The organism is Legionella fallonii LLAP-10 (assembly GCF_000953135.1).
GTDB lineage: Bacteria > Pseudomonadota > Gammaproteobacteria > Legionellales > Legionellaceae > Legionella > Legionella fallonii.
Map to the genome: position 1 here is coordinate 1,448,771 of NZ_LN614827.1, position 15,810 is coordinate 1,464,580.

Here is a 15,810-nt window from a genome sequence, read left to right on the forward strand (position 1 = left end):
AGGTCTCAATTAAATAGTAGATCATAATATTTGAAATTGCCTTTAGTCCGACTAATTATATTTTGATTTTATTGAATAATTGACTGAAAAATGCGCATTAAACCGTATTGGTGTGCTTAAATAATTTGATTTGTTTAATAATTAAACTAAAATCAGAGTGAGATGGAATCAAATTAGGAATAATTATGGAACAGTCCAATTCTTGCTTTAAATTCTTGATTCGTTTTTTCATATTATTGTTTTCTACTGTGTTCTTGAGTACTACTAGCTTTGCTGCGGGAAATACATTTATCTTTAATCCCAATACTTTATCTTGGAAAGCAGTTAATGCTAATGGCAAGGTTGTACGAACCGGAAGAGCCTCTGGAGGGAGACGATATTGTCCAGACATTCATCGTGGTTGTAAAACACCATCTGGTGTCTATCATGTATTTTCAAAAGGGGGGCCTGGCTGCAAGTCCAGTCGTTTCCCTGTCGGGCGTGGTGGATCTCCAATGCCTTATTGTATGTTCTTTAGCAAAAATTATGCGATTCATGGCTCTTATGAGCTACCTCATTATAACGCTAGCCATGGGTGTATAAGAGTATCTCCCAGTGATGCAGCGTGGCTTAGTCACAATTTTGTTAAAATTGGAACTAAGGTAGTGATTCAATCTTATTAATTAAAGATTATGTAGCAGCGCCGTAAGCCCTAAAAACACGCTATAAAAGGATTTCTATAGTGTGTTTTTTATTAGAGCTCTAGATTACCGCGTCTTTGAGCTGATTATGCTAGCGATCTATTTATAGATCGTCTTCATCATCCATGCTAAATGATGAACCACATCCACAGGTTGTTTTAGCATTGGGATTACGAATAATGAATTGCTCACCTTGGATTCCTTGAACATAATCAATTTCAGCATCATGTAAATATTGATAACTCATAGAATCAACAAGCAGTTTGACAGTAGTATCACCATCGGAACAATGTTGTTCTACTACAGTATCATCTTCATTAACTTGTTCATCGAAGCTAAAACCATACTGAAAACCAGAACAACCGCCGCCTGTGATAAACACACGCAAGTTTAAATTAAAATTATCTTCTTCTTTAATTAGTTCTGCTACTTTATCGGCAGCACTTATTGAAAAGGTGATATCAGTAGTAGCAGGGGATACGTCAATAGCAGCCATATTTAACTCCAATTTATGTAGAACCCTATTTAGAGAGGGTTTCTTTTTAATTATATCAAATTACCTAATGATTTGTTCAATCGTTGCGCCACCTAAACATTGGTTCTTGTCATAAAAAACCACATATTGCCCCGGTGTTACTGCTCTTTGTGGATTTGAGAACATCACATAATGTTGTCCGTTATCCTCAGGCGAAATCATACATGCTTGTTCTACCTGTCTGTACCTTGTTTTAGCATAACAAGTTAAAGGTAAATTATCTTGACACTCTGCAAGCCAATGTATTGGCCCACAAATTAAACCTTGTGAATACAGCATGGGGTGATGAGTGCCTTGAGCAACGTATAGGGTATTTGTTGCTACTTCCTTATCTACTACATACCATGGTTCGTCAGTAGCATTATGTAAGCCACCTATACCTAATCCTTGACGTTGTCCGAGAGTATAGAACATTAAACCATCATGTTTGCCTAAAACCTCACCATCCATATTTTTAATATCGCCAGGTTTAGCAAGAATAAATTCATTTAAAAAGGATTTAAAACGCTTTTCACCAATAAAACAAATCCCAGTAGAGTCTTTTTTGGCATGAGTTACTAAGCCAAGATCTTTGGCAAACTCTCTAATTTGGGGTTTAGTATAGTCACCAATTGGAAATAAAGTTTTTCCCAAGGCCTCTGGAGCTACTGCATGTAGAAAATAAGTTTGATCTTTATCTCTATCTTTAGCTTTATATAAATAGCCAATAGTACCTGAGGTCTTATTTTTGGCATAATGTCCGGTGGCTATATAATCGGCTCCTAGTGTTAATGCATGATTTAAAAAAGCATTGAATTTTATTTCTTTGTTGCACAAAACATCGGGATTAGGTGTTCGACCTTTTTCGTATTCACTTAAAAAATGAGCAAATACTTTATCCCAATATTGTTCAGAAAAGTTAATTTTATGCAGAGGAATACGTAATTGATTGCACACTGCTTGTGCATCAGCTAGATCTTGGGCTGCGGGGCAAAATCCACTGTTATCATCCTGTTCCCAGTTTTTCATAAATAATCCCTCAACCTGGTAACCTTGTTCTTTTAACAACCAGGCTGCAACGGATGAGTCAACCCCACCAGACATACCAACAATGACTTTAGCTTTCATAAATAATACTACCGCGCTTTATATAAGATGCTATATACCAAGAGCCATAAACGTTTTATTGGGTGGCTCACAGGATAAAATTACTTATTATCTCATAAAAGAAGACAAAGATGGAGGGCGTTGTTATTGTCAGGGTGGATTATTTATATTTTCTCTCCATACTAGAATATCTAACTACTTTATGCCTACTATGGAAATGGAATGAGCATCTTGTGGTAAAAATCAAATAGACTTCGTTCGATACAGTAGAGTTTCGAATGAAGTCTAATGAAGCAGCTGTGATGCAAGCGACCTAATTCATAAGGAGATGAATATGGATGATATCGTAAAACTTGGCAGTCCTAGTGCATTGAGTCTTTTGGCCAGTGCAGGAACAACCTCTATTCCAGGCTTGGTGGTTGGTGGGGCCATTCTTGCTGTTGCGGCAGCGGTCTTTACTTATAAAGAATATAAAAAATTTGAAGAAAAAAAGCATAAGAAAAAAATCGAAGAAATTAATCAACTTTATACCGAGCGATTAAAACAGATAACCGTTCCATTTTATGGTTCTATCGATGGCTTTCCACCTGTATTCCAATTAAATAAAGAAAACAAATACGAGTCGCTGCATTATACTTTGGCAGAAGTTAAGGATATAGGAAAGTTACTACCTAGCGGTGGCGATGTAGCTTTAGTCAGTTACAGAGAGTCGATTCGAGCAGCACTAAGAAAGTTAAAAGAGTATTATTTTCTTCGCGCAAAAAGTGAGGATGAGGAGTCTGATGAGGTTACCATCAGAGTACTCTCTTATTTGTTACACATGATTGATAGCAAATGTTTAAATTTTTTGGGTTATGAGTACGACATTGCTTATTTAGGGGCTCTTACTGAGTTTATCAATGAATATGCTTCACTCGGAAGAGCGGAGCATAGTCAGCATTTTGATCGCCTTAAAGAAGTTTATGCTAATTTGTTAGAAGCGAAACAAAAACTAGAAAAGCATAAAGAAGTTTTATCTTTAGAAGAAACTGTTTCTGCGCTCAGAGATCATTGCGTGCAGCATAGTGATCTACTGATCAGGACTTTCGTAAAAATGATTGCTAATAAAAGTGACACTGATCTTGCTGCCACTGTTAATCATGCTGAAATTATTGATGGAATATTACGGAAACATTACATCCGCAAAGAAGTATGGGGGATTGAACTTGTTGCTGATCATCAAATTGAGGTGCCTGAGTCTGTATTTAAAGGATGGTTAAAAAATTTATCGTTGTATTATCTAAGTTCATTAAGTATTGAGACGGGTCAAAAAAATGAAAAAGCTCCAATTTATGAAGATTTTTTTAACTTCTTAAAAAAAGCTGAAGACTATTTAGCTAATAGAACAATTGGTAACTCAGAAAAAGAAGTTAAAAAATTAAATGAGGAAATAAAAAAACAATTGCAACTTATCGCCAAGGTTTTTAAAGACAGCGATAATTTTATCAGTACGGTCTACAAACCATCTGATAAAAAATTCCATGTTGTTCACGATGAAGCATTGTTAGTTGAGCGTAGTCGAATCGTAGCGAATTTTGCAAAATTAATTGATGATGTGATTTCTTTGCAATATGTATGTATTCATTTGTCTAAAAGTATCAAAGAGCTTGGTGAAATTTATGTTAAAAATCCGCGGCATTTCCATAAAATTTTTAGCGCTATGGCCAAATTATGCACTTTAATTCAAGCCGATATGCAAACGTGTATTGATGATTTTATTGCGTTACAGGAAAAGAATAAAGATAAGATGCAGGCAGCGAGAAAGGAACAATTTCCTAACGAAGTTAGAAGTTTACTTGATTCAGTTGCTGTTGGTGTTGAGCGATTAGGTGCGGCGGTTAAAAGTTGTCGTAAAAAGGCGAAAAAAGCAATTAATCAGGAAACTACTCAATCTGTAGCTTATGAAATGCTTGAGGTCGTAGAGTCTGTATTAGGGCGTTATTTTAAAGAAACGAATACTATTGAGAAGAAAAGCATTTCACCGCCTGTAATAAAACAAAAGAATAGTACGGAGCAAAAAGAGCAACCCGTTCATGCTGGATCAGGGACTGGTAATTTATCAGACTCTCTGCCTCCATCAACATCACAACAAAGTCAGGGGCAATCTCAAGAAGTCAGCTCTCTATTACCTGATGAGGCACCATTAGAACAATTAAAGAAGCTGACGCAAGAAATTTATAGTAAAACGGTTAGCATTTCTCAAACAGAACCTCAAATCGCAAAAAATTATTTTACCTTATATGACACCTTGATAGTGATGCAAGAAAAAAGTATTGCACTGATGGACGAACCCGACAAAACAGAGCAGCGTAGTTTAAAGGCAGAAAGCACATTAGAATTAACCCTTAGCTTAGTCAAGAAAACATATAGTTTCTTAAATAAAACATCCGATGAACGTAAGCAATTAGCTTCTTCCTTTGCTAAAGAAATTCATAATATTCTCAATAGTGAAGAAAATAGTGATCTAATTGATTGTCACAACAATAGTATTTCTCGCTTTCTTTATACCCATCTCTGCAGCTGTAGTTTTTTTAGAACGGATACTCGCAAAAAACTTACAGATTTTGATATGGCATGTGCACATTTAACGACAGTTACATAGTAAGTTGGGGCATTTTGCCCCATGGCCGCCAGGTCAAGTACAGCAATGCTGGGCAATTTGTTGTCCGACTTGCAACTCACAATACCAATGAGTAAGCGATTAATTAACTAGGAAATACTTTTTATAAAGCAAAAAAATTCCGGTGTTAGTACGAGACTAAACCGGAATTTATGATATGGCATCTATTGATGCTCAATAATTTTAACAGTGATTAAGCGTCTGCTCTTATCGGTGTAACTGCATAACGTCTCATAATTTTTTCAGCTTTGAAACCTGCAGCACCAGAGCCACCAGGAACACCTACAGTGGCTAATGCACCATTGCCGGCATTAAATACTGGTGCAGAGGCAGCGCCCACGCCCCATACAGTAGCACTAGCAGTAACAGCTGATGCAGGAACTCCTGCTCCAGTAACGATTAATGCTAAGTTAGCATAAGCTGTTGTTGGTGGGGTATAAGTAATGGCTGCTGTAGCGGTTGTAGCCGGGACAGTAGTAGTGCTTACTGAGTCATATACGATTGTTGATATGCCCCCAACAGTTGTTTTAATTGGCGTTACTGCTACTGAGGTAATGCCAGTACACGACGTCGCACTGTGAGTTGCAGAACTTGCCCATTTGACTACCACTGTTCCATTATAGGCAACAAGAGCAGTTGTTGAGCATGGGCCACTAGAATCTGAAACGACCACTGAAATACTGGAAGCGGTGTTTCCTATAGAACCAGTTGTAGATGGATTAGCTAAGCCGTTGACTATTACCAATTGTCCACTAGATACGGCTGTATATGAATAAACAGCTCCAGCCAGACCTAATAAAGCGATTGTTAGAGCGGGGCGTAAAAATCGATGTTTGTCACCACTCTTCATACTCTTACTAATTAATTCCATATTTCATTCCTTTCCTTTTAGTAATAGGTTTTAAATGATACTGTTTATCAACGAGATATTTTGCCCACTCTTGATAAGCTTTATCATCACTTTTTATATACTTCAATGCGATGATATTTCAAAAGTTTCATCTTCCTTGAAATATTAAGAACGCATCATATTAAATTATTTAGCCTTCTTCTCTCATAGGAATAATTGCATGGTGTCGCATCATGGTTTCTGCCTTGAGACCTGCAGCACCAATACCACCAGGAACTCCTACAGTAGTCAACCCACCGTTACCTGTATCAAATACTGGTGCAGAGGCAGCGCCCACACCCCATACAGTAGCACTGGCAGTAACTGCTGATGCAGGAACTCCAGCCCCAGTAATGATCAATGCTAAGTTCGCATAAGCAGTGGTTGGTGGGGTATAAGTAATGGCTGCCGTAGCAGTTGCAGCGGGAACGGTAGTGGTACTTACTGAGTCATATACGATTGTTGAGACGGAACCAACGGTTGTTTTAATTGGCGTTACTGCTACTGAAGTAATACCAGTACAAGAGGTAGCACTGTGAGTAGCTGAGCTTGCCCATTTGACTACTACTGTTCCATTATAGGCAACCAGTGCTGTTGTTGAGCATGGACCGGTAGAATCTGAAACGACTACAGAAACACTAGAAGCAGTACTTCCTGTAGCTCCTGTTGATGCGTCATTACCTAAGCCGTTTATTATCACTAATTGTCCGCTGGAAACAGCAGTATAAGAATAAACAGCCCCAGCCAGGCCTAATAAAGCGATTGTCAAAGTGGAGCGTAAAAATCGATGCCGGCTAGTTCCACAGCTTTTTATATTTTTACTAATTAATTCCATGTTTCATTCCTTTCCATTTTATAATAAGTTTAAAATGATACTGCTTGTCTGTGGAATACAGCCATCCACTTAACTGATGATCATTAGCATAGTTTTTTATGTATTACAACTTCATGGTCAAGGGTAATCTATTAATTAATTTGATAATTTTGGCAATTCCTTAGATAATAGTTGATTTCTTTAGGGGATTTTATGCTTCATTTGCCAGAAATAGCGAAACAGGGGCAGCAAACTAAAATAATAAGAATAGACGACCGTTTGCCTAGCTTTCTAATTTCTCCCTGTCAACTAAATGTTACTTACCATGTAGAAGTAGAAGATGATTTTTACTTGCTCCATTTAAAGGTGGTAGGTGATTTAAATGCTATTTGTCAGCGTTGTATGCAGGAATTTCATTTTTCTTATGATAATGAAACAACAATAGCTGTTTGTCGAAGTGATGAACGGGCAGAACAAGTATTGGAACTGTATGAATGCATCGTTTCATCCAATTGGCATGTTGATTTAAATGACTTAATTACTGATGAGCTACATCTATATGCACCGCAATTTCACCCTAATAATAATGATTGTGATAGTGAAATAAATCAAATTTTAACTCAAAAAGATGAACCTTATTGATAATTTGTGTAATTAACACTTGGATTGAAACCAAAATATCGGTAAAATTCCCGCTTTATGAATGCAAATTGTTTAGGAGTAATACAATGGCTGTACAACAAAATAAAAAGTCACGTTCACGTCGTGACATGCGTCGTTCACACGACAAATTAGGTTTGCCAACTCTTTCAGTTGATCAGACCACTGGTGAAACTCATCGCCGTCATCATATGACAGAAGACGGTTATTATCGTGGCGAGAAAATTATTGACGCTGATACTGCTTACGAAGACGAAGAGTAATCTTTCTTGAACAATATCACCATTGCTGTAGATGCAATGGGTGGGGATCACGGACTCAGCGTTGTGATTCCTGCCTGTGTTCGTGCAGCTAAAAAAAATCCTGATCTAAATATTATACTAGTCGGAGTACAAGATAAGGTTAGTGCTTTTTTACAAAAGTACGGAGCCCAGTCTTCGAAACAGTTATCTATAGTTCATGCTTCTGAAGTCGTGACTATGGATGAATTGCCATCGCACGCATTACGTAATAAAAAAGATTCTTCTATGCGAGTGGCGATCAGCTTGGTGAAAGAGGGGAAAGCACAGGCTTGTGTTAGTGCTGGCAATACAGGCGCTTTAATGGCTACCGCTCGTTATGTATTAAAAACATTACCAGGTATAGATAGGCCCGCCATAGTTTCTGAATTACCTACAATGAAAGGCAAGACTTGGGTTATTGATTTAGGGGCAAATGTTGATTCGTGTGCCGAACATTTATTTCAGTTCGCTGTAATGGGATCTGCATTGATTCAGGCTATTGAACATAAACCTAAACCTAAAATTGCTTTATTGAATATAGGTGTTGAGGAAATAAAAGGAAATGATCAGGTCAAACGGACTGCTCATATGCTTGCAGAATGCTCTGTGATGAATTACGTCGGTTATGTTGAAGGTAACCATTTTTATTCAGGTGATGTCGATTTAGTCGTTTGTGATGGTTTTGTTGGAAATGTTGCATTAAAAGCAAGTGAAGGGATCGCCCGGCTAATGTTAGATGTACTTAAAGAGTCATTTAACAAAAATTGGTTAACAAAGATTTCTGGATTTCTAGCCTTACCTGCTTTAAGAAACTTAAAAAAACGCTTAGATCCATCGCGATATAATGGTGCTAGCATGCTTGGTTTAAATGGTATTGTTGTTAAAAGCCATGGCGGTGCTGATGAGAGAGGTTTTGAGTTCGCTATTGAACAGGCAATTCTTGAAGCAAAGAATAATGTTGTAGATTTAGTACGTGATCAAATAAACGATTTTATAAATCAGGGACTGCTGTTATGAAGAATGCTATTATCAGTGGCACAGGGAGTTATTCTCCTAAAAGGCAAATTACTAATACTGAGCTTGAAAAAACGCTTGATACCGATAATGAATGGATAATTTCTCGAACAGGAATTAGTAGCCGTAGTGTAGCTGATGAGCATGAAACAACATCCTTTATGGCGTCTAGAGCTGCTGAACAAGCACTTGAATCTTCAGGGTTTAGTGCAGATGATATTGATCTTATTGTGGTAGCTACTTGCTCTCCTGATTATTTTTTTCCAAGTGTAGCATGTCATGTACAACATGCATTAAAAATTAAAAAGCCTATCCCTGCTTTTGATATTGGAGCTGCGTGCAGTGGTTTTGTCTATGCTATGGATATTGCAAGACAATATATTGGTACCGGGATGGCAAAAAATGTCTTAGTTATTGGTAGTGAAAGAATGTCTCGCACTGTTGATTGGACAGATCGCGCTACGTGCGTTTTATTTGGTGACGGAGCCGGAGCGGTTATTTTAAGTGCCAGCGAAAGGCAAGGAATTATGGGGAGCGTTCTTCATTCTGCTTTTGATGCAGACATGTTACTAACGCTGCGTAATGGTTCTTTTGATAATGAAGTTACCACTGTAACTATGCGTGGGAATGAAGTATTTAAACTCGCCGTCAATATCATGGGTGATGTTGTAGATGAGGTTTTAGAAGTCAGTAAATTAAAAAAATCCGACATTAATTGGTTAATTCCACACCAAGCAAATATTCGTATTATTCAAGCTATTGCAAAGAAATTATCACTTCCTATGTCGCAAGTCATAGTTACTATTGGTAATCAAGGAAATACCTCTGCTGCCTCCATACCATTAGCACTTGATTATTCTATTAAAAACAATCAGATAAAAAGAGATGAGTTGTTATTAATTGAATCATTCGGTGGTGGAATGACTTGGGGCGCAATGGTTATCCGTTACTAACTATTTAATTTAAAAGGGTTTTTCTTTTATGGTAAACACAGCATTTGTATTTCCTGGACAAGGATCTCAATCTGTAGGCATGTTGTCTGATTTTATGCCGCAATATCCAATTATAACTGATTTTTTTGCTGAAGCGTCTGACGCAGTAGGATATAATCTTTGGCAGTTGATTCAGAATGGGCCTAAGGAAAAGCTCAATCAAACAGAACACACGCAAGTAGCTATGCTAACTGCTGATGTTGCAATATATAAGTTATTAATACAACAAGGTCTGTCGTTACCTTTAATTATGGCTGGACATAGTTTGGGCGAATATGCTGCCTTAGTATGCGCTGGCTCAATGTCTTTAACCGATGCGGTGCGTTTGGTCGCTAAACGTGGTCAATTGATGCAACAAGCTATTCCATTGGGACTTGGCGCAATGGCCGCCATAGTAGGACTAACTGATGAGCAAGTAGAAGCTCTTTGTCAGCAGGCGAGCCAACCCAATGAGCGTGTTTCTCCCGCAAATTATAACGCAATTGGTCAGGTGGTTGTTGCAGGTCATACTCCGGCAGTAGAACGAGTCATTGCTTTGGCGGACGAAGAGGGTGCTAGACTGGCAAAAATAATACCAGTAAGTGTTCCTTGTCATTGTTCTTTGCTCTCTGATGCGGCAGAGTTATTTGCTGATGATCTCGCACGGGTTGAGTTTAAAAACCCCTCTATTGATGTCATTAGTAATGTTGATTTAAGTATTTATCATTCTGCGCAACATATTAGGACTAAGCTTAAAGAACAGTTATACAGTCCTGTACGCTGGGTTGAAACCATTCAATTATTCAAAAATCAAGGGATAGAACTTATTGTTGAATGTGGTCCAGGTAAAGTGCTCAATGGGCTCGTCAAGAGAATAGATAGAAGTTTAAATACTATTAGTATTTATGACACAATTAGTTTGGATCAGGTCTTAGAGCAACTACATACTCCAGCTTAAGAGGAGCTTTAATGATAAATTTAGAAGGTAAAATTGCATTAGTCACCGGAGCAAGTCGCGGAATAGGCCAGGCTATTGCATTAGAAATGGCTAAAGCAGGTGCTTTTGTTTATGGAACGGCAACAACAAACCAAGGTGCTGATTTAATTAATTCTTTTTTTGAAAAAGAAAAGTTAGCTGGTAAAGGAATGGTGCTTGATGTAACTAATGCAGAGCAAGTGGACAACTTAATGGCTTTTTTTTCTGAAAGCGATCACAGTCCATCTATACTTGTTAATAATGCAGGTATTACATCAGATAATTTGTTATTACGTATGGACGATGACGAGTGGTATAAAGTCATTGAAACCAATTTGAACTCTATCTATAGAATGTCAAAAGCATGCTTAAAGCCTATGTTTAAAGCGCGCTGGGGACGAATTATTTCTATAGGTTCCGTAGTGGGTGCGAGTGGAAATTCAGGCCAGGTTAACTATACTGCGGCAAAAGCAGGAGTCATTGGCTTTTCCAAATCATTGGCTCAGGAAATCGGCAGCAGAGGAATTACTGTTAATGTTGTTGCTCCTGGTTTTATTGATACGGACATGACTGCGGCATTACCGGATATGGTTAAAGAGGAAATGTTAAAAAGGATTCCTTTACGTAAATTAGGGATGGCTGAAGATGTGGCTGCCGCGGTAGTTTTTTTAGCATCAGACCGAGCTAAATATATTACAGGTGAAACAATTCATGTCAATGGCGGTATGTATATGGATTAAATGCACTTGCGTTATCTGTATAATTGAATAAACTACCCATCAGTATTTTAAAAATTATTTCTATCAACCGAAGAGGAAAATTAAGTTATGAGTACAGTTGAAGATCGTGTTCGTAAAATTGTTGTTGAACAATTAGGTGTTAAAGAAGAGGAATTAAAAAACGATGCGTCATTTGTTGACGATTTGGGTGCTGATTCCCTTGATACTGTAGAATTAGTAATGGCTCTTGAAGAAGAATTTGAAACAGAAATTCCTGATGAAAAAGCAGAGAAAATAACAACGATTCAAGAAGCTATTGATTACATTGAATCAAATATGAATAAAGAAGAAGCCTAATTTTTTCGAGGAGCTTTCATTGAACAAACGGCGTGTAGTAATTACCGGTATGGGGATGCTTACTCCAGTCGGTCTTAATGTACAGGAAACTTGGCAAAACATATTGGCTGGAGTTAGTGGGGTCGGACTGGTAGAGGATTTTGATACTACTGAATACACTACTAAGATTTGGGCTAAGGTCAAGAATTTTAACATTGAGAATTACGTGCCCATCAAAGATGCTCGAAAAATGGATGTATTTACTCAGTATGGAATTGCCGCCGCAGAAGAGGCGATGCTTGATTCAGGTTTAATAATGAATGAGGCTTTGTCTCGTCGTACTGGTGTTGCTGTTGGCGCTGGTATAGGCGGTATTCAGACTATTACTAATAACCAGGACAGACTGGTTGCAGGAGGCCCACGTAAGGTTTCTCCTTTTTTTATTCCAGCAGGCATAATTAATATGGTTGCTGGGCAAATTTCTATTAAACACAATCTTAAAGGGCCCAATATATCGGTTGTAACCGCATGTACAACTGGCACTCATAATATTGGACTTGCTGGCCGTATAATTGCCTATGGTGATGCGGATGTTATGGTTTGTGGTGGTTCTGAAATGACCACAACACCTTTATGCTTAGCAGGTTTTTCTGCAGTACGTTCTCTTTCTAAGCGCAATGATGAACCTCAAAAAGCATCAAGACCTTGGGATAAAGACAGAGATGGATTTGTTATGGGTGAGGGAGCCGGTATTCTGGTTTTAGAAGAATACGAGCATGCAAAAGCCCGCGGTGCTAAAATTTATGCGGAATTAGTCGGTTTTGGTATGTCAGGAGATGCTTATCATATTACCGCACCTGATGAAGATGCTGATGGTGCTGCTCGCTCCATGGAAGCGGCTATTCATGATGCAGGTATAGCTCCTAACCAAGTAGATTATATTAATGCGCATGGGACTTCAACAGAACTTAATGATCTGAATGAAACTAAGGCTATCAAGCGTATTTTCCAAGAGCATGCTTATGACTTAGCAGTTAGCTCTACAAAATCAATGACCGGGCACTTATTAGGAGCAGCTGGCGCTGTAGAAGCCATCTTCAGTGTTTTAGCGCTAAGAGAGCAAATCGCTCCTCCCACAATTAATTTAGACAACCCTGATGAAGGTTGTGACTTGAATTATGTTGCTCATAAACCCCAAAAAAGAAGTATTAATTACGTCTTAAGTAATTCATTGGGTTTTGGTGGAACAAATGGTAGTTTGCTATTTAAACGGATTTAAATGAAACACCCAAGACATAAAAAACTGATTATTTATATTTTTATAGCGTTTTTTATGTCTTTTCTTATTCTAGGGTGGAATATTTATAATTTAGCCATATCTCCTCTTATATCCAAGAACAATGTTCCAATAATCATTAATGTTGATGCATCAACATCAGCATCTAAATTTGCACAGCTTCTAAAAGATCAACACCTAATCGACTCTCCCAATTTTTTTAAACTGATGATTCGTTTTTCAGGGATGGCTCAGCATTTAAAAGCAGGAGTATATCAAATTAATCCTGGTGAAACGGCAATGCAATTGCTTCATCGGGTAGCCACTGGCGATGTCTTAACACAAAAATTTGTCATCATTGAGGGAACCACTCAACAGAAGATATCCGACGATTTAATGAAGGCAAATTATTTAAAATATTCTCCTGAAGACTGGTTAGCAATTCAAGATAAGTACTCTAGTGCAGAAGGGCTCTTATTGGCAGATACCTATCAATATAATGGAGGAAGTAGTAGTAAGACACTTTTGGAGCATGCTCATCGTAATTTAGTCAATTATTTAGATAGTGCATGGGCTAATAGAGCCCCCGACTTACCTTATCAGACTCCATATGAGTTATTGATTGCCGCTTCCATAATTGAAAAAGAAACAGCAGTCCCTCAAGAGAGAAAGCTAATTTCTGGAGTGATGGTCAATAGATTAAAGAAAAAAATGCCATTACAAATGGATCCTACTGTAATCTATGCTTTGGGAAGTGAATATAAAGGTAAATTATCTCATAATGACATGCAAGTGAACTCCCCTTATAATTCTTATCTTAATAGAGGACTTCCTCCTACACCTATTGCTATGGTTGGCAAAGAGGCTATAGATGCCGCCGCTCATCCTCAATTATCCAATTATTTATATTTTGTTGCTAAAGGGGATGGAACTCATCAATTTTCTGAAACATATAGTCAACAAAGACAGGCTATTGATCAATATATGCATAGGAATTTTTAATGTCATCTTTAACTGGGAAATTAATAGTAATTGAAGGTTTGGAAGGTGCTGGAAAATCTACTGCTGTAAACGTAGTTATTGATTTCCTCTCTCAACTTAATATTAAAACAATTACTACTCGAGAACCTGGTGGAACAAACATAGGCGAACAATTAAGAGCCATCATAAAAAATCCCGAGTACGGTGGTATTTTAGATGATAGAAGTGAGTTGCTATTGCTTTATACAGCACGAATCCAACTTATAGAGCAAGTAATTAAGCCCGCTTTACAACAAGGCCATTGGGTAATAGCAGATCGATTTGAGCTATCTACCAGAGCTTATCAAGGTGGTGGTCGCGGATTGGATAGGAACATGATCCAAAGTTTATCTGATTTTTGTCTTCGCGGGATTAAGCCAGATCTTACTTTGTATTTGGATATTACTCCTGAATTGGGTATGGAGCGAGCCAAATTAAGAGGGGCATTTGATAGAATTGAACAACAATCTATAGATTTTTTTCATAGAGTGCATGATGCTTATATGCAGTATGTTAATGCTGATCCAGAGATTTTTATTGTTGATGCTAGTCGTTCTTTACACGATGTAAGACAGGCTATTCAAAACATTTTAACCCAATTTATAGAGCAGGATGCATGATAAACCATCCCACTCAGTGGCAGCAAATTCAATCGGCTTTGAACCAGAAACGCATTGCTCAGGCTATGTTATTTGTTGGTCCTTTACATTGTGCATTGTCTGAATTCACTATTAACGTAATGCAATTAATCTCGTGTAAAGAGGCAATAAATAGACCTTGCTATCAATGTGTTGAGTGCAAAATGATTCATCGCATGGAGCATCCTGATATACAATGGATCAAGCCTGAAAAAAATGGTGGTGTCATTAAAATTGATCAAATAAGAGAACTACAAAGTTCCGCTTATTTAACACCGCAAAGAACGAATTATAAATTAATAGTTATTGAAGCTGCAGACAGAATGAATATTGCTGCGGCAAATGCGTTATTAAAAATTCTAGAAGAGCCTACGAGACATACGCTATTCATTTTAATTGCTCAACAATTAGGCACAATGCTTCCTACAATTTTAAGTCGTTGTCAGATCATCACTTTTTCCTCATCTTCAGATGAATACAGTAATAACCTTTTGATGTTAGGCGAACAATACCCGGCAGAGTCTGAAAGAGCATTGATTATAAATCAATCGCAATCAATTTTGGATGGATTAATCGCTGTAATAGAACGAAGAGAGCATCCTTGTGTTTTGGCATCACAATGGAGTCAATTTGAATTGAGTGCTTTGCTATGGTTTTTATATTTAGTATATTCGCAACTACAGCAAATGTTTTTTAGCATTTCAGTAACCAAAGGGCCTGCTATTCATCAACTAAATCAGTTAGCTTCTTTATTAAATCCCATGGTGATTTTTAAACAAATTGACATAATAAATACATTGTTAAGAAAAATAAGCCATAATATTAATGTAAATCATATCTTGGCCTTAGAGGATTTATTGTTTGCATTGAGCCTCTAATTTATGTACACGGAGAGTTTATGGATGAGCAAGCACAATTAATCAATTGTTCATTTAGTAGTGAAGCCTGCTTATATCTATCTTACATGCCCTTTATCAAAGGCGGCGGTCTTTTTTTAAGAACCAATCATGTTTGTCCTTTAGGAACAGGAGTGGAGCTATCACTTAAATTAATTAACGAACATGAGCCTTATCTGGTTCGCGCGAAAGTAATATGGATTACTCCGAAGGGGGCACAGGGAAATAAGCCACCGGGAATAGGTGTTCAATTCATAGGTGAGAATAGTCGATATTTATGTAATAAAATAGAGACTTATTTGGCTGGAATGTTAAAATCCACGCAGCTAACAGATACTCTATAGGATCAGAATTGAGGAC

General features: G+C 37.6%; 18 protein-coding genes. 14 read left to right on the forward strand and 4 right to left on the reverse strand.

Annotated elements, in window-relative coordinates; genetic code table 11:
- Positions 1–185: 185 nt before the first annotated feature.
- On the forward strand, positions 186–662 hold the full coding sequence (locus LFA_RS05890) for a L,D-transpeptidase (protein WP_045095356.1): 477 nt from the start codon (positions 186–188) through the stop codon (positions 660–662).
- A 121-nt stretch (positions 663–783) separates the two neighbouring features.
- Here the strand turns inward: LFA_RS05890 and erpA are convergent, their stop codons facing one another.
- Both erpA and mnmA read right to left on the reverse strand, forming a co-directional pair.
- Positions 784–1,176: an iron-sulfur cluster insertion protein ErpA gene (gene erpA / locus LFA_RS05895; protein ID WP_045095357.1), complete on the reverse strand. Its 393-nt coding sequence runs from the start codon at positions 1,174–1,176 to the stop codon at positions 784–786.
- 60 nt (positions 1,177–1,236) lie between these two features.
- Positions 1,237–2,322 (reverse strand): tRNA 2-thiouridine(34) synthase MnmA, encoded by a 1,086-nt coding sequence (mnmA, locus tag LFA_RS05900; protein ID WP_045095358.1) that lies wholly within the window; start codon positions 2,320–2,322, stop codon positions 1,237–1,239.
- Between the two features lie 313 nt (positions 2,323–2,635).
- On the opposite strand from mnmA, the gene LFA_RS05910 reads away from it, so the two are divergent.
- The gene (locus LFA_RS05910; RefSeq protein ID WP_045095360.1) at positions 2,636–4,942 is read left to right on the forward strand and encodes a DUF4194 domain-containing protein; all 2,307 of its coding nucleotides are present in this window, start codon (positions 2,636–2,638) and stop codon (positions 4,940–4,942) included.
- A 211-nt stretch (positions 4,943–5,153) separates the two neighbouring features.
- Here LFA_RS05910 and LFA_RS05915 read toward each other — a convergent pair whose 3' ends face one another.
- Both LFA_RS05915 and LFA_RS05920 read right to left on the reverse strand, forming a co-directional pair.
- A complete protein-coding gene (locus LFA_RS05915) occupies positions 5,154–5,831 on the reverse strand; it encodes a hypothetical protein (RefSeq protein ID WP_231865910.1) in 678 nt (225 codons plus the stop codon).
- 169 nt (positions 5,832–6,000) lie between these two features.
- Complete coding sequence (locus tag LFA_RS05920; RefSeq protein ID WP_045095361.1) at positions 6,001–6,684, reverse strand: hypothetical protein; 684 nt, start codon at positions 6,682–6,684, stop codon at positions 6,001–6,003.
- A 192-nt stretch (positions 6,685–6,876) separates the two neighbouring features.
- Here LFA_RS05920 and LFA_RS05925 point away from each other — a divergent pair, with 192 nt between their 5' ends.
- The 12 genes from LFA_RS05925 to LFA_RS05980 all read left to right on the forward strand — a co-directional run bounded on the left by LFA_RS05925 (position 6,877) and on the right by LFA_RS05980 (position 15,794).
- Complete coding sequence (locus LFA_RS05925) at positions 6,877–7,305, forward strand: YceD family protein (RefSeq protein WP_045095362.1); 429 nt, start codon at positions 6,877–6,879, stop codon at positions 7,303–7,305.
- A gap of 86 nt (positions 7,306–7,391) precedes the next feature.
- Positions 7,392–7,586 carry a 50S ribosomal protein L32 gene (rpmF, locus tag LFA_RS05930; RefSeq protein WP_045095363.1) on the forward strand — a complete coding sequence of 65 codons (195 nt, stop codon included), beginning with the start codon at positions 7,392–7,394 and terminating at the stop codon, positions 7,584–7,586.
- 6 nt (positions 7,587–7,592) lie between these two features.
- The gene (plsX, locus tag LFA_RS05935) at positions 7,593–8,621 is read left to right on the forward strand and encodes a phosphate acyltransferase PlsX (protein ID WP_045095364.1); all 1,029 of its coding nucleotides are present in this window, start codon (positions 7,593–7,595) and stop codon (positions 8,619–8,621) included.
- A complete protein-coding gene (locus LFA_RS05940) occupies positions 8,618–9,571 on the forward strand; it encodes a beta-ketoacyl-ACP synthase III (RefSeq protein WP_045095365.1) in 954 nt (317 codons plus the stop codon). Before plsX ends, LFA_RS05940 begins: the two co-directional genes overlap by 4 nt.
- Positions 9,572–9,599: 28 nt before the next feature.
- Positions 9,600–10,547, forward strand: a complete 948-nt coding sequence (gene fabD, locus LFA_RS05945) for an ACP S-malonyltransferase (RefSeq protein ID WP_045095366.1) — start codon at positions 9,600–9,602, stop codon at positions 10,545–10,547.
- 11 nt (positions 10,548–10,558) lie between these two features.
- On the forward strand, positions 10,559–11,305 hold the full coding sequence (fabG, locus tag LFA_RS05950) for a 3-oxoacyl-ACP reductase FabG (protein WP_045095367.1): 747 nt from the start codon (positions 10,559–10,561) through the stop codon (positions 11,303–11,305).
- A gap of 87 nt (positions 11,306–11,392) precedes the next feature.
- Entirely contained in the window at positions 11,393–11,641 is a 249-nt protein-coding gene (gene acpP, locus LFA_RS05955; RefSeq protein ID WP_045095368.1) for an acyl carrier protein, read from the forward strand.
- A 19-nt stretch (positions 11,642–11,660) separates the two neighbouring features.
- A complete protein-coding gene (gene fabF / locus LFA_RS05960) occupies positions 11,661–12,899 on the forward strand; it encodes a beta-ketoacyl-ACP synthase II (RefSeq protein ID WP_045095369.1) in 1,239 nt (412 codons plus the stop codon).
- Entirely contained in the window at positions 12,900–13,898 is a 999-nt protein-coding gene (mltG, locus tag LFA_RS05965; protein ID WP_045095370.1) for an endolytic transglycosylase MltG, read from the forward strand. It begins immediately after the preceding gene.
- Positions 13,898–14,536 (forward strand): dTMP kinase, encoded by a 639-nt coding sequence (gene tmk, locus LFA_RS05970; RefSeq protein WP_045095371.1) that lies wholly within the window; start codon positions 13,898–13,900, stop codon positions 14,534–14,536. Before mltG ends, tmk begins: the two co-directional genes overlap by 1 nt.
- Positions 14,533–15,432, forward strand: a complete 900-nt coding sequence (locus LFA_RS05975; protein WP_045095372.1) for a DNA polymerase III subunit delta' — start codon at positions 14,533–14,535, stop codon at positions 15,430–15,432. The genes tmk and LFA_RS05975 overlap by 4 nt, the downstream gene beginning before the upstream one ends.
- A 20-nt stretch (positions 15,433–15,452) precedes the next feature.
- Entirely contained in the window at positions 15,453–15,794 is a 342-nt protein-coding gene (locus LFA_RS05980) for a PilZ domain-containing protein (RefSeq protein WP_045095373.1), read from the forward strand.
- Positions 15,795–15,810: the final 16 nt, after the last annotated feature.